Annotated in this window: 12 protein-coding genes; 7 read left to right on the forward strand and 5 right to left on the reverse strand. The window is 43.2% G+C overall.

Annotation, left to right across the window (positions count from 1 at the left end):
• Positions 1 to 12: 12 nt before the first annotated feature.
• The 3 genes from GSY63_RS04920 to GSY63_RS04930 form a co-directional block, all read right to left on the reverse strand.
• Complete coding sequence (locus GSY63_RS04920) at positions 13 to 384, reverse strand: hypothetical protein (protein ID WP_166584713.1); 372 nt, start codon at positions 382 to 384, stop codon at positions 13 to 15.
• Positions 385 to 646: 262 nt separating this feature from the next.
• A complete protein-coding gene (locus tag GSY63_RS04925) occupies positions 647 to 802 on the reverse strand; it encodes a lmo0937 family membrane protein (protein WP_166584714.1) in 156 nt (51 codons plus the stop codon).
• Between the two features lie 124 nt (positions 803 to 926).
• The gene (locus GSY63_RS04930; protein ID WP_243749155.1) at positions 927 to 2,702 is read right to left on the reverse strand and encodes a M61 family metallopeptidase; all 1,776 of its coding nucleotides are present in this window, start codon (positions 2,700 to 2,702) and stop codon (positions 927 to 929) included.
• A 165-nt stretch (positions 2,703 to 2,867) separates the two neighbouring features.
• Between GSY63_RS04930 and GSY63_RS04935 the strand changes: the two genes are divergently transcribed.
• The 6 genes from GSY63_RS04935 to GSY63_RS04960 are packed head-to-tail and all read left to right on the forward strand — an operon-like array spanning position 2,868 to position 10,157.
• Positions 2,868 to 3,326 carry a MarR family winged helix-turn-helix transcriptional regulator gene (locus GSY63_RS04935; protein ID WP_166584716.1) on the forward strand — a complete coding sequence of 153 codons (459 nt, stop codon included), beginning with the start codon at positions 2,868 to 2,870 and terminating at the stop codon, positions 3,324 to 3,326.
• A gap of 15 nt (positions 3,327 to 3,341) precedes the next feature.
• The gene (locus tag GSY63_RS04940; RefSeq protein ID WP_166584717.1) at positions 3,342 to 4,421 is read left to right on the forward strand and encodes an efflux RND transporter periplasmic adaptor subunit; all 1,080 of its coding nucleotides are present in this window, start codon (positions 3,342 to 3,344) and stop codon (positions 4,419 to 4,421) included.
• 8 nt (positions 4,422 to 4,429) lie between these two features.
• A complete protein-coding gene (locus GSY63_RS04945) occupies positions 4,430 to 7,552 on the forward strand; it encodes an efflux RND transporter permease subunit (RefSeq protein ID WP_166584718.1) in 3,123 nt (1,040 codons plus the stop codon).
• Positions 7,553 to 7,557: 5 nt separating this feature from the next.
• Positions 7,558 to 8,877 (forward strand): TolC family protein, encoded by a 1,320-nt coding sequence (locus GSY63_RS04950; protein ID WP_166584719.1) that lies wholly within the window; start codon positions 7,558 to 7,560, stop codon positions 8,875 to 8,877.
• A 48-nt stretch (positions 8,878 to 8,925) separates the two neighbouring features.
• Entirely contained in the window at positions 8,926 to 9,309 is a 384-nt protein-coding gene (locus GSY63_RS04955) for a response regulator (protein ID WP_166584720.1), read from the forward strand.
• The gene (locus GSY63_RS04960; RefSeq protein ID WP_166584721.1) at positions 9,306 to 10,157 is read left to right on the forward strand and encodes an N-acetylglucosamine kinase; all 852 of its coding nucleotides are present in this window, start codon (positions 9,306 to 9,308) and stop codon (positions 10,155 to 10,157) included. The genes GSY63_RS04955 and GSY63_RS04960 overlap by 4 nt, the downstream gene beginning before the upstream one ends.
• A 78-nt stretch (positions 10,158 to 10,235) precedes the next feature.
• On the opposite strand, the gene lnt is transcribed toward GSY63_RS04960, so the two are convergent.
• A complete protein-coding gene (lnt, locus tag GSY63_RS04965) occupies positions 10,236 to 11,840 on the reverse strand; it encodes an apolipoprotein N-acyltransferase (RefSeq protein WP_166584722.1) in 1,605 nt (534 codons plus the stop codon).
• A gap of 9 nt (positions 11,841 to 11,849) precedes the next feature.
• Complete coding sequence (gene rsmI, locus GSY63_RS04970) at positions 11,850 to 12,533, reverse strand: 16S rRNA (cytidine(1402)-2'-O)-methyltransferase (RefSeq protein ID WP_166584723.1); 684 nt, start codon at positions 12,531 to 12,533, stop codon at positions 11,850 to 11,852.
• Between the two features lie 110 nt (positions 12,534 to 12,643).
• Here rsmI and serS point away from each other — a divergent pair, with 110 nt between their 5' ends.
• Complete coding sequence (gene serS / locus GSY63_RS04975) at positions 12,644 to 13,915, forward strand: serine--tRNA ligase (protein ID WP_166584867.1); 1,272 nt, start codon at positions 12,644 to 12,646, stop codon at positions 13,913 to 13,915.
• Positions 13,916 to 13,919 lie beyond the last annotated feature (4 nt).

Consider the following 13,919-nt stretch of genomic DNA (forward strand, 5'->3'; position numbering starts at 1 on the left):
AGCATGTTTTCTTTATCCGATGAATTTTCCGTCGATCCAATTTAAGGGCAGGCTGGTTTCATTGATAGCCCGACTTACCTCTGAGTTTACAATTAAAGCGAGATCAAATTTCTGAAAACGAATGCAGGTTTCGTACAAAGCTTCGGCTACATTCAGTGCTCTGTCTATGTCGCCCTGACTTAATACTTTAAGGTTATAAGCGCCTGACTTAAAAGTTGATGGGAAAAGATTACTTACGTCAATTTTCAATAATTTACCAATTTCCGTAAGCATATATATGTTAACCGGGTCATCATCGTCCAACAAATAAAATAGGGTAGATTCAAGTCGTTGAGTGAATATTTGTGCAAGATCGTCTTCAATGACTTTCTTTCTAATTGACATAGTTTATTTCTAATTAAAAATTAAAGATAGAAATTCTACACCATTCCGCTTAAATATTTGTAAAAAGGTGGGGAAAGGGAGTCGGGAATTGAGACTCAGGAGTCAAGAGAGAAGAATTAGGCGGATTAGAATTCCCTCTCGAATGGGGTTAAGAGGGCTATGCAATGGAATATCTCTCGAGTACTGAACTTTATTTAAAAGAACGTGCAAAAAAAGGCCCTCTATATTAGAGAGCCCTTAGGTATTTTAATAAAGACAAATGTTAAACAGTGCTCGGACTTCTGATAATGCCCAGTAAGAACGAAATAATGGCAATTACCAGCAATACATGGATAATACCCGTCGCTGAGTATAAAAATACGCCTAATGCCCATCCTATAATCAGGATAACGGCAACGATATACAATAATGATCTCATGGTAGACTCCTTTTTAGTTAATTAAAAAATAAGTACTGTATATATAAGTTGATAAACAAAAAAAGGTTTTCAGTTTTTGATACTGAAAACCTTTCTTACTTGCTCCAAAAGCAAAATATGCTGTTTAGATAGATGGCGTGTTTTTATTATAAATAAGCCACTTTTTACGAACTGCCAATTGTGTTTCAGAAGGCGAATCGATACTCTCTATTTTATATTTAAAGTCGTTATTGCGTAACAGTGTAACCGGCAGGTTAAGCGTCTGTCCGTCGCGAATAACGGTAACGGTTACCTTATCGCCTACTTTTTTGTCGCCAAGCAGGTTTTTAGGATCAGTTATCGGCTGATCGTCGATGGCTTTCAGCTCGTCGTTAACGTTAATGCCGTCTATCCAACCCGCAGTTCCGCGGCTAACGCCAATTACTTTGGTAACACCGGCAACAGTACTTGTTTTAATGCCCAAAGTCGGGATGTTGGTGTTAGCAAATTCGTCGGTTAATTTATAGCCTGCATAGCCAAGGTATTTGTTATAGTCTATTTGGTCTAAACCGTTAACGTATTTTTGGTAGAAGCTATCCAGGTTTTTACCGGCAAATTTCTCTAAACCTTGTTTAAACTCAGCATCGGTATAGCCGCGCTTTTTGGTTTTATAGTACTCGTTGTACATGTATTTCATTACATCATCAAGGCTGTACTTGGTTTTGCTGTCGCTGATAATTTCCAGATCTAACAAAAATGCCGCTACCGAACCTTTGTTGTAATACGAGATAGTTGTGTTGGCCGAGTTTTCGTCAGGGCGGTAGGCCTTGATCCAGGCATCATAGCTCGATTGAGATAGTGGCTGGATTTTGGCGCCTTGTGAGTTTTCTACAATGTTGATATCCGCCGCCAGTACACCTAAATAATTATCTGTGCTGTAAAGCTTGGTGCGGTTAACAATCATGTTGTCGTAGTAAGCAGTGAAGCCCTCGGCAATCCAAAGATCGGTAGTGTAGTTCTCGTTGTCGTAATCAAACGGGCCTAAGGCAATCGGGCGTAAACGTTTCACATTCCACAGGTGAAAGTGCTCGTGCGCCACCAGGCTCAAAAAGTTTTGGTAACCCGATTCGGTATTATAACTATTGCGCGAAGCGCCCAGTACTGTAGAGCTTAAGTGCTCCAACCCGCCGCCGCCGCGGTTATAGTTATGTACTATAAAGGTGTAATGCTTGTTAGGGTTTTCGCCGAAAACAGCGGTTTCTAATTCAACTACATGGGCCATATCTTTTTTAAGGCGCTCTTTATCATAGTTGCCGCCACCATACATGGCTACTTCGTAATCAACGCCGGCAGCTTTAAACCCAAAAACATCCTGGTTACCCACCTCAATCGGCGAATCGAAAAGAATATCGTAGTTAGGTGCAGTGCGGGTAAACGGATCGTTGTTTACCATTTCCAGGCTTGTAGATACTTTATCCCAGTTTTTGTAAGGGGTAATATGTATGGTTGATGGGTGCATCAGCATACCATTTGGATATAAAAACATCCCTGAAGTTGACAAAAAGGCATGCGTAACATCAATAAAAGCAGTACGAACCGAAATCTCGAAGCAATACATGCGGTATTTTACCTTCACCGAATTAATGTTGGTGGTGTTAATATGCCAGGTATTTTTACTGGTTTTTACAAACGGAATAGTTTTACCATTTGCTTCAACTCCAAAAGATTCGAGGTTTTTGGCAAACTCGCGCACCAGGTACGAGCCTGGAGTCCAAACGGGCATTTTAAGGTCTAAAGCGTTTTGGGCGAGACCGCTTACGGTCATTTCAATATCGGCATAATGTGCCTGCGGTTCGGTGAATTTCACCTCATAGCTGATCTTCACATTTTCGGCCGCTATGCTGTCGGTGTAATTTGTCATTAGCAAAGTAAATAGTGCAATAAAAAATAAAGCAGTTTTTTTCATGGGGCGCAATTTATAAAAAACTACTTATTAAGCATTTATAGCAGTAATATTACGTTGTAAAATGGTTGATACACACAACTATTATATATTATAACTATTTACTTTAGCTGCGCCTTTTTTATGGACATAACGGAGCCAATATCGCGCAAGCTACTTCATCTCGGACGCATTTACCTGCATGCTTTGGCAAAACAGGTAGATCATCTGGATATTAACCGTTACCACGATTTTTTAACCCTGATTTATTTACACAATGGCCAGCTTACACAAAAAGCGCTGGGCCAGTTATTGGATAAAGATAAGTCGTCGTTAGTAAGCATTATTGATCTGCTTACCGAAAAGGGCTACGTATACCGCGAAATAAACCCTGCCGACCGTCGCGAACAACTGCTTAAAATAACAGCAAAGGCCGAACAGGAAGTGCCGGAAATTATAAAGGCGTTTGAGGGCATTAATAACAGTACTACCGAAAATATATCTGCTGCTGATTTAAAAACCTTTAACCGGGTGCTGGCGCAGATGGAAGAGAACTTGCGAGCGCACACATTAACAGAAACCAACGTAGAAACCAAATCTTAAGCGATACCATATTTTATGAAAACCAGGTACATCGTATATATTGCACTGGCCTTAGTAGTAGGCTTTTTAATATTTAACAAGCTGCACAACGGCAAAAGCAAAGAGGCTTCGGGCCAGGCTGCCGGCGCCAAAGGCGGCAAAAAGAAAAACGGCCCGGTGCCGGTTAAGGTAATGATTGTTAAGGATACCGCGGTAACCAACAATATAGATCTTACCGGTACTATTGATCCTAACGAAAAGGTAAACCTGGTTAGCCAAACCGCGGGCAACATTACGGGCATTTACTTTCAGGAAGGTAGCCGTGTAAGCAAAGGGCAGGTGCTGGTAAAAGTTTACAATGCCGATCTGGTGGCATCGTTAAAGCAAAATCAATATCAGATTACGCTTGCTCAACAAAACGAGTATCGTAACAAGGTATTATTAAGTAAAGAAGCCGTAAGCCAGCAAGAGTATGATACGTCATTGTCAAATTATAACTCATTAAAGGCACAGGGCGATGTAATTAAAGCGCAGATTGCCCGTACCGAAATCCGTGCACCGTTTTCGGGAGTTATTGGATTAAGAAACGTTAGCCCCGGTGGTTATTTATCACCGTCCACATCCATTGCTACCCTGGTTAGCACCGATCCGATGAAGGTTACCTTCTCGGTTCCCGAACGCTATCAGCCTTTAATTAAACCAGGCAGCAAGGTTAGCTTTAACATTGCGAGTTCGAGAGAGAATTTTACAGCTGTTGTTTATGCCATTGAGCCGGCCATTGATCAAACATCGCGTACGGTTACCGTACGTGCACGTGCAGCCAATCCTAAAAACCTGATTACCGCGGGTGGTTTCGCCAAGATCAACTTAACGCTCGATCAGATCCCGAAAACTATTATGGTGCCTACCGAATGCGTAATTCCCGATCTGAAAAACAGCAAAGTGTACATTGCCCATAACGGAACGGCCGTTGTCAGACCGGTAAAAACTGACCTGCGCACAGATACAAAAATTGAAATTACCGACGGTTTAAAAGCCGGCGATAGCCTGATCATTTCGGGTCTGATACAAATGCGACCAAAAGTGCCTTTAAAAATTGTTAAAGTTATTAAGTAAGCATTATCATGAGTTTATCCTCAACCAGTATTAAGCGGCCGGTGTTGGCAACAGTACTCTCTGTAGTAATTGTTGTTTTCGGTATCATCGGCTACAAGTTTTTAGGAACGCGGGATTTCCCTTCGGTAGATCCGCCTATTATTACTGTGCAAACCAGTTACTCGGGTGCAAATGCCGAGGTAATTGAGTCGCAGATAACCGAGCCCTTGGAGAAAGCCATTAATGGTGTACAAGGTATCCGCAACATTTCGTCAACAAGTTCTGTAGGTAGCAGCACCATCACGGTAGAGTTTAACCTCGATGCAGATTTGGAAACTGCGGCCAATGACGTGCGCGACAAGGTATCACAGGCACAACGCCAGTTACCACAGGATATTGATGCCCCGCCGGTAGTTACCAAGGCCGATGCCAATTCAGATAACATTATTACCATTACCGTAAGCAGCGACACCCGCAACATTATGCAGGTGGATGATTACGCGGAAAACGTATTACAGGAGGGTTTGCAAACCATCCCGGGTGTGAGCTCTATCAATATTCAGGGTCAACGCCAGTACGCGATGCGTTTATGGATAGATCCGGCTAAATTATCATCTTATGGATTAGCCGCTACCGATATTCGCGATGCGCTAAATAATGAGAACGTGGAGTTGCCTGCCGGTAAGATCGAGGGCAACAATACCGAATTAACTATCCGTGCACTGGGCAAGCTGTCGACCGAAAAAGAATTTAATAACCTTATTATCCGTGCCGACAGTAACCGTGTTATTCACCTGCGCGATGTGGGTTATGCGGTAATGGGTTCGTCAAACGAAGAAACTTCGCTGAAAGAGTCGGGTGTGCCAGAAGTGGGTCTCGCCCTTGTGCCGCAACCGGGTGCCAACTACGTGCAAATTGCCAAGGATTTTTATGTGCGTTTAAAGCAGATAGAAAAAGATCTGCCACCCGATATTAAAGTTAAAGTGGCGTTGGATAACACCCGCTTTATTAACCAGTCTATCGATGAGGTAGAAGAAACGCTGATTATCTCGTTTATTCTCGTGGTAATTATTATTTACCTGTTCTTCCGCGATTGGCTCATCGCTTTCCGCCCGCTGATAGACATTCCGGTTTCCTTAATCGGTACGTTCTTTATCATGTATATCTTCGGGTTCTCTATCAATATTCTAACCCTGCTTGGTATCGTACTGGCTACGGGTTTGGTGGTGGATGATGGTATCGTGGTCACGGAGAATATTTACAAGAAGGTAGAGGAGGGCATGCCGATCCGAAAGGCGGCGTTCGAGGGGTCGGCAGAGATTTTCTTTGCGGTAATATCAACCTCGGTTACGCTGGCGGCGGTGTTTTTACCAATCGTATTCTTACAAGGCTTTACAGGGCGATTATTCAGGGAGTTTGCCATTGTGGTTGCCGGTTCGGTATTGATCTCAGCTTTCGTATCCCTGTCGTTAACGCCAATGCTTAACGTAAAACTGATTCGCAAAAATCAGAAGAAGTCGAATTTTTATATCCGTACCGAGCCATTCTTCCAAAAGATGACCAATGCGTATACCGAAACGCTGGTTAACTTTATGAAGCGCAAATGGATCTCGCTGGTTATCATCGCTATTTCGTTGGTGATCATCGGTGTACTGGCAAAATCTACCCAGTCTGAATTAGCTCCGCTTGACGACCGCTCTTTATTACGTTTTAGTGTAACCGGCTCCGAAGGTGCCAGTTATGAGTTTATGACCAAGTACATGAACAATATTTCGCAATTGGTTGATGACTCTATCCCCGAAGCTAACGTAAACATATCTGTTGTTTCACCGGGTAGTGGCGGTGGTGGTTCTGCCAACTCGGGCTTTGGCCGGGTGGGCTTGGTTGCGCCAGATCAAAGGAAGCGAAGCCAACAGCAAATTGCCGACTGGCTAACCAAAAAATTAAGCCGTTACCCCGATGCCCGTGCTTTGGTTGTGCAAGAGCAAACCATAAGCGGTGGTGGTAGTGGTGCTCGTACCTCCTTACCCGTTCAGTTTGTAATCCAGAATCAGGATTTTGAGAAAATCCGTAAGGCCTTGCCTACTTTCTTCGCCGAGGTTTCTAAAGATCCGGTATTCTCGGCATCAGACGTAAACTTAAAATTCACCAAGCCCGAAATTACAGTGGTTACCGATCGCGACCGTGCGCGTGATTTGGGTGTTAACGTTAACGATATAGCCACCACACTACAGCTTTACTATAGTGCCGGCCGCTTAAATTACTTTTTGCTTAATGGTAAACAGTACCAGGTTATAGCGCAGGTAGACCGTGCTAACCGCGATCAGCCGCTCGACCTGAAATCTGTTTATGTGCGCAGCAGCCGTGGCACGCTTGTGCAACTGGATAACGTTGTTAAAGTATCCGAAGATGCTACACCGCCGTCTATCTACCACTTTAACCGTTATAAATCGGCAACTGTACAGGCAGGTTTAGCACCGGGTTACACGGTGGGCGATGGTATTGCCGAAATGCAGAAACTGGCAGATAAAACATTTGACTCAACATTCAGTACTGCACTAAGCGGGCCATCCCGTGACTATGCCGAAAGCTCTTCGAATATCTTGTTTGCCTTCGGTTTTGCGCTATTGCTTATTTATCTAGTACTGGCCGCGCAGTTCGAAAGCTTCATAGATCCGTTCATTGTAATGTTTACCGTGCCGCTGGCTATTGCAGGTGCATTTATATCGTTATGGTTGTTTGATCAAACGCTGAACATCTTTAGTGAGATTGGTATGATTACCCTGGTAGGTTTGGTAACTAAGAACGGTATCCTCATTGTTGAGTTTGCCAACCAGCGCATGGAACACGGTGTTGCCAAATACGAAGCTATTGTGGAGGCCGCTACTGCGCGTTTACGCCCGATATTAATGACCAGTTTGGCTGTAATATTAGGTGTTGTGCCTATTGCCTTTGCACTGGGTGCCGGTGCTAAAAGCCGTGTGTCTTTAGGTATAGTAATTATGGGTGGGATGCTTTTCTCGCTTATCCTTACCCTGTACATTATCCCGGTAATGTATTTGATGTTTGCGTCGAAAACACGCCACGATCCTAACGAGGAACCGCCTGTAGAAGAAGAAATCCACGAACCTAAACTGATAGAAAATTTATAAGAAGTATGAAAGTAAGACTAAGCTTAAGCCTAATTACGGCCTGCCTTATTTTAACAGGTAACCTGCACGCGCAGGACACCACCATGCTTACTATAAAGGATGCCGTTGAAATTGCGCTGAAGAATAATTATAACATCAGGCTATCGCAAAATAATGCTGCCATTGCTAAAAATAACGTTACCCCGGGTGCAGCAGGTATGCTGCCGGTGGTTAACGGTCAGTTCACATCAAGCAATAGTATTCAGGATACGCGACAAATTCGTGCCGATAACAGCATTAACGCAATTAATAATGCCAACAACACGGGCACCAACTATGGCGCAAATTTAAACTGGACCGTGTTTGATGGTTTTGGCATGTTTGCCAATTACGACGCCTTGAAACAGCGTAATAACCTGGGACAAGTTTTACTGCGCGATACTGTGCAGGCTACCATTGCAAGTGTATTATCGAGTTACTACGACCTGGTAAACCAAAATGAACAGTTGAAAGCCTTGCGTGGCGCCATCGCTATTTCGCGTGTGCAGTTACGATATGCTAATGATAAGTTTAAGGTAGGCCGGGTATCACGCCTGGACGTACTGAACGCCGAGGTAAACTATAATACCGATACCGCAAATTACATTACCCAACTGCAGGCGTATAAAACTAGCCAGATCAAATTAAACCAATTAATGATCCGCGATTTGCAGAGCCAGTTTAAAGTAGCCGATACCATAGTGGTTGACCAAAAGCTGCTGTTGGGCGATATCCTTAACCAGGCGCAAAATCAGAACCCTGCAATTATTGCTTCGGAAATCAATAAGCGTTTGGCCGAAATCAGTTTAAAGCAAGTGCAATCAACCCGGTATCCACAGGTTGCTGTAAATGGTGGATACACAGTGAACAATAGCAATACCCCGGCAGGTTTTACCAAGATCCAAAAATCAAACGGTTGGTCTTATGGCTTAACTGCAACCATCAATATTTTTGATGGCTTTAACCAATGGAGGCGCGAACGCAATGCCAAGCTGCAAATGAATAGCGCCGGCATTTATAACGACCAAACTAAACTGGATGTTAACGCGCAGATCAATACGCTTTATGCCAGCTACCTAACCGGTTTAGATTTGATAAAATTAGGGCAAAGCAATGTGGTAATTGCCAAGCGTAACCTCGATATATCTTTAGAAAAATATAAGATAGGTAACATTACACCGTTAGAGATAAGAGAAGCACAACGTAACTATTTGGATGCTCAATCGAAGTTTTTTGCAGCTCAATACCAGTCGAAAATTGCAGAGATCACATTGAAACAAATCACTGCTACAATTAACATCGACTAAGTTTTTTTTATAAGGATTATTAATTCTAAATAACTATTTTTGAAGTTAATGCCTGCGACCTATAAAAATTGTTTGTTAATTGACGATAACTATATCGACAACTTTGTTACGCGTCGAATTTTAGAAAGTAGCAATTTCGTCGAAGCTATAGCTGTGCGTCAATCTGCAACAGAGGCTATAGATGCATTAAGAGATGGTTCGGTAAAACCAGACGTTATTTTTCTGGATTTGCGAATGCCTTTAATGAATGGGTTCGAATTTTTAAATGAGTTTGATAAGATAGATTTCGACGGAAAGGAAGCTATCAAAATATTTATGCTTTCGTCATCGCTCGATCCTACAGACGTAAAACGTTCTACCGAAAACAAGTACGTAGTGCAATTTATCCACAAGCCATTAACCCATAAAATACTCGAAGAACTCGGTACATGATCTTAGTTGCAGATAGCGGTTCGTCAAAAACAGATTGGTTGCTGCATATCCCTGATCAGGAACCATTAGATTTCAGATCGAGCGGGCTAAACCCTTACTTTTTAACAGAAAAGCAGATCGTAAAAATATTGCAGGATCAGGTTCCCGGTCTTATTGCAAAATACGGTCAATCTATACAGGAAATTTACTTCTTCGGCGCAGGCTGTTCAAGTCCCGATAGGCACGAAATTGTATCTAATGCCCTCAGCCAGTTATTCACCAAAGCATACATCAGCGTAGATAGCGATCTTTTAGGCTCTGCTTACGCCACCTGTGGCCACGAAAAAGGGCTTTGCTGTGTATTGGGCACCGGCTCCAATATTTCGTTTTTTGATGGCGAAGAAATCCATGCCGGTAAGCACGGACTCGGTTTTGTTTTGGGTGACGAAGGCTCTGGGACTTCGTTCGGTAAAAGACTGATCACCGATTATCTGTACGGTAAAATGCCGGAGATTATAAGCGAGCAGTTTAAAGAAGAATACGATCTGGATAAGTCTACCATTATGACCAACGTATACCAGAAGCCTAATGCCAATACTTATTTAGCTTCTTTTACGCGTTTTTTAGGCCAGATACGCCATACTCAATACGCAAAAGAAATTATCTCGAAGAACTTGAACGAGTTTATCGAAACCAATATCAAATCGTACAGCGAGTACCATAAATACAAAAGCCACTTTGTAGGATCTATCGCTGATGTATTTGGCGAGGAACTCCGCGCACTTTGCGAGGCTCAGCACATTAAAGTGGGCAAGATCATTAAACATCCTATTAATGATCTGATGCAGTTCATTTTGAGCCGCAACTAGCCAATGATAAAAGGATAGAGTGAGTGAATGATAGAATAGGGCTTTAATATTCACTCATTCTATCATTCACGCCTTTACTCATTTTTTATACCTCACCCTCACCAATATCCAGATCATTCCGAGCAGAGCTAAGAACATTCCAAGCTTGGCTAGGTAGTCGCCATGCTTTACGTAGAAAGTAAGGTCAGAGTTTAGATTGATATCTTGCTTAATGGCTGTGCGTACCCACCAGTTGGTATGTTTAACCACATCGCCACGCTGGTTAATAAATGCCGAAATACCAGTATTGGCCGATTGGCATACCCATCTGCGGGTTTCAATGGCACGTAATTTGGCATAATCCAAATGCTGGTCTTTGCCTGTTGAGTTTCCAAACCAACCGTCGTTAGTAATAATGGCGATAAATTGTGCGCCTTTTAATACTGCCTTGCCTACATAATCGCCCCAAATAGACTCGTAACAAATTACAGGATCGCTGCCAATACCACTTTGCGTGTAGAAAACAGCCGGCTCGAGCTGCCATCCATAGCTTCCGGTTGCACCACCCAAATGAGCAAAAACAGGTTTTAAAAACGATAGCGAACTGAACGGGATGCTTTCGACACCTGGTACTAGCTTTGACTTGTGATAAAACTGCACATTGTCGGAATTCTCGATGGTGACCGCCGCATTAAATTGATCGAAGTACTGGCCGCCTTCCATTGGGCTGGCGGTCTCTGTGGCATCATTGTTATATATTTTATAGGTCTCGGCACCAGTGATGATGTTGCCGTTTTTGTACTTATTCAAGAACTGGCGAGCCTGTTGGTAAGAGGCGTTTGCAAGGACTTTCTCCTCTACAAAAGGATCGGGTATTGCAGTTTCGGGCCATAAAAAGTACTCGGTGTTTTTTTGGCCAATGGAGTCAGAAAGGTGTGTTAATATACCCAATTGTTGATGAACGGGTATGCTGAACTCTTTTGCATAAGGATCAATATTGGGTTGAGCAATAACCACGTTAGATGGGTTCATCTGCTCCTGGTAAGAATAATACCTTACTAATGAAAAGCCGACTGGTAGTATTAATACCAGAAAGAATGCTATAATAATTTTTTTGCGGTAGGTTGTGGTTTGAGCTTCTCTTAAGCTGATATAGAATAGGAATATCAGTATGTTCATTAACCAAATCCAAACGGTGCCACCATATACGCCGGTATACTCGTACCATTGCACCCATTGGTGGCTTGTTGCAAAGCCGTTACCCAAAGTCATCCATGGGAAGGCTAGTGCCCACGTTTGGTGCAAGTATTCATAGGCGATCCAAAAACATACCAGCCCAACCAAACCAACGGTTCGATTGGTTGCTACACGTAACCTAAAATATAACCAGCAAGCCGTTGCCATTAGCAATGGCCCCAACGAATAGGGAATTAACGTAATCGGTATGGCAATAACAGCCCCAATTGTTTTAATAGAATTGTATACCCAGTATACAGATAAGGCATTCCACACGAAGCAACCCAGAAAGGTTGTGGCGAAAATCTGCTTCCCTTTTTTTGTTGATGTAGATTGGATAATGTTTTCCATTGCCAGTAGCATGGGCACCAAACCAACAAAAAGAAAAAAGGTAATGTACTGCGTAGGCGGCCAGGCCAACCAAAGTAAAAGACCGGAAAATATGGCGAGGAGGAGGTTCTTTTTCATGAAGTGGTATTATTCTTTTCCCTTAACACAGATCACAAATTCGCCTTTTGCAGGGTGGGTTTCAAAGTAGGCTTTTACTTCTGTTACAGTACCGCGAACTGTTTCTTCAAACATTTTGGTGAGCTCGCGCGAAACGGAGATCTGGCGATCGGCACCCCAATAGGTAGCCATCTCGTCCATGGTTTTCATCAGGCGATGAGGCGATTCGTAAAATATAATGGTACGCTCTTCATCGGCCAAAACCTTGTATCGGGTTTGGCGGCCTTTTTTCAGGGGTAAAAATCCCTCGAAACAGAACTTGTCGGTCGGGAAACCTGAGTTAACCAGGGCAGGTACAAAGGCGGTTGCTCCCGGCAGGCATTCTACAGGCAATTCGTTTTTTAACACTTCGCGAACCAGGTAAAATCCCGGATCGGATATAGCAGGAGTACCGGCATCCGAAATCAGCGCAATCATTTTGCCTTCCTTCAAAAATTTAACAATCTCGCTTGATGCCTGGTGTTCGTTATGCTGATGGTGAGCAAAAACCTTTTTCTCTATACCAAAATGCTTTAGCAAAGGCGCCGAGGTGCGGGTATCTTCGGCCAAAATAATATCGGCCTCCTTTAATATGCGGATGGCACGAAGGGTAATATCCTCCAGGTTGCCTATCGGGGTGGGTACTAAGTAAAGTTTACCAGTTTCTGGGTTCATAGATGATAGCTAATAGATCATAGTATGTTATAGTTAGCATAGGAAAAGCCATGAACTATGAACTATAAACTATGAACAAATTATATCTTTGCTGTTCAAAAAATAAAATAATGCTGCAAGTTAGTTATATCCGCGATAACAGGGAACAGGTTTTAGAACGTTTGGCTGTAAAAAATTTCAAGCAAACAGACCTGGTTGATGAAGTAATTAAACTGGACGACAGCCGTCGTCAGACTCAGAACCGTTTAGACAATGTATCGGCAGAAGCTAACTCCGCAGCAAAACAAATAGGCGAGCTGATGCGCAACGGCAAAAAAGATGAGGCCGAAGCCATTAAGGGTAAAACCGGGGCCTGGAAAGAAGAGATTAAACAACTGGGCGATCAGTTAGCACAGATAGAAGCCGAGCTTCAGCAAAAATTGGTGTTGCTGCCTAACCTGCCGCACAGTTCTGTGCCTAAAGGCATTACACCCGAAGAAAACGAGGTTGTTTTAGAAAACGGCCAAAAGCCCGAATTGCCGGCCAATGCTTTACCGCACTGGGAGCTGGCAGCAAAATATAACCTGATTGATTTTGAACTGGGCGTTAAAATAACCGGTGCAGGTTTCCCGGTTTACAAAGGCAAAGGCGCAAAATTACAACGTGCATTAATCGCTTTCTTTTTAGACGAAGCTGAAAAAGCAGGTTATGATGAGCGCATGCTGCCATTAATGGTTAACGAGGCATCTGGCTTCGGAACAGGGCAGCTACCCGACAAAGAAGGACAAATGTACTATGTAGGCGCAGACAACCTGTACCTGATTCCTACTGCAGAGGTGCCTATCACCAACTTATACCGCGATGTAATTTTAAAAGCAGACGAGCTTCCAATTAAAAATACCGGATATACGCCATGTTTTCGTCGCGAGGCGGGTTCTTACGGAGCGCATGTGCGCGGACTGAACCGTTTGCATCAGTTTGATAAGGTAGAAATTGTACAAGTAGTTAATCCCGAAACATCTTATGATGTGTTAGAACAAATGAGCGCTCACGTGCAAGGCTTGTTACAAAAATTGGGCTTACCTTATCGTGTATTGCGTTTATGCGGGGGCGACATGAGCTTCACTGCATCACTTACCTATGACATGGAAACCTGGAGCGCAGCACAGGGCCGTTGGTTAGAGGTATCATCTGTTTCAAACTTCGAAACCTTCCAGGCTAACCGTTTAAAACTTCGTTTCCGCAATGCCGAGGGTAAAACACAACAGCCGCATACGTTAAACGGTAGCGCATTGGCTTTGCCGCGTATTGTAGCTACACTTTTAGAGAATAATCAAACTGCAGAGGGTATTAAAATACCGGAGGTATTGGTGCCGTACACTAAGTTTGAGTGGATCAATTAATCGT

Origin of the sequence: Mucilaginibacter agri (assembly GCF_009928685.1) — a bacterium.
GTDB lineage: Bacteria > Bacteroidota > Bacteroidia > Sphingobacteriales > Sphingobacteriaceae > Mucilaginibacter > Mucilaginibacter agri.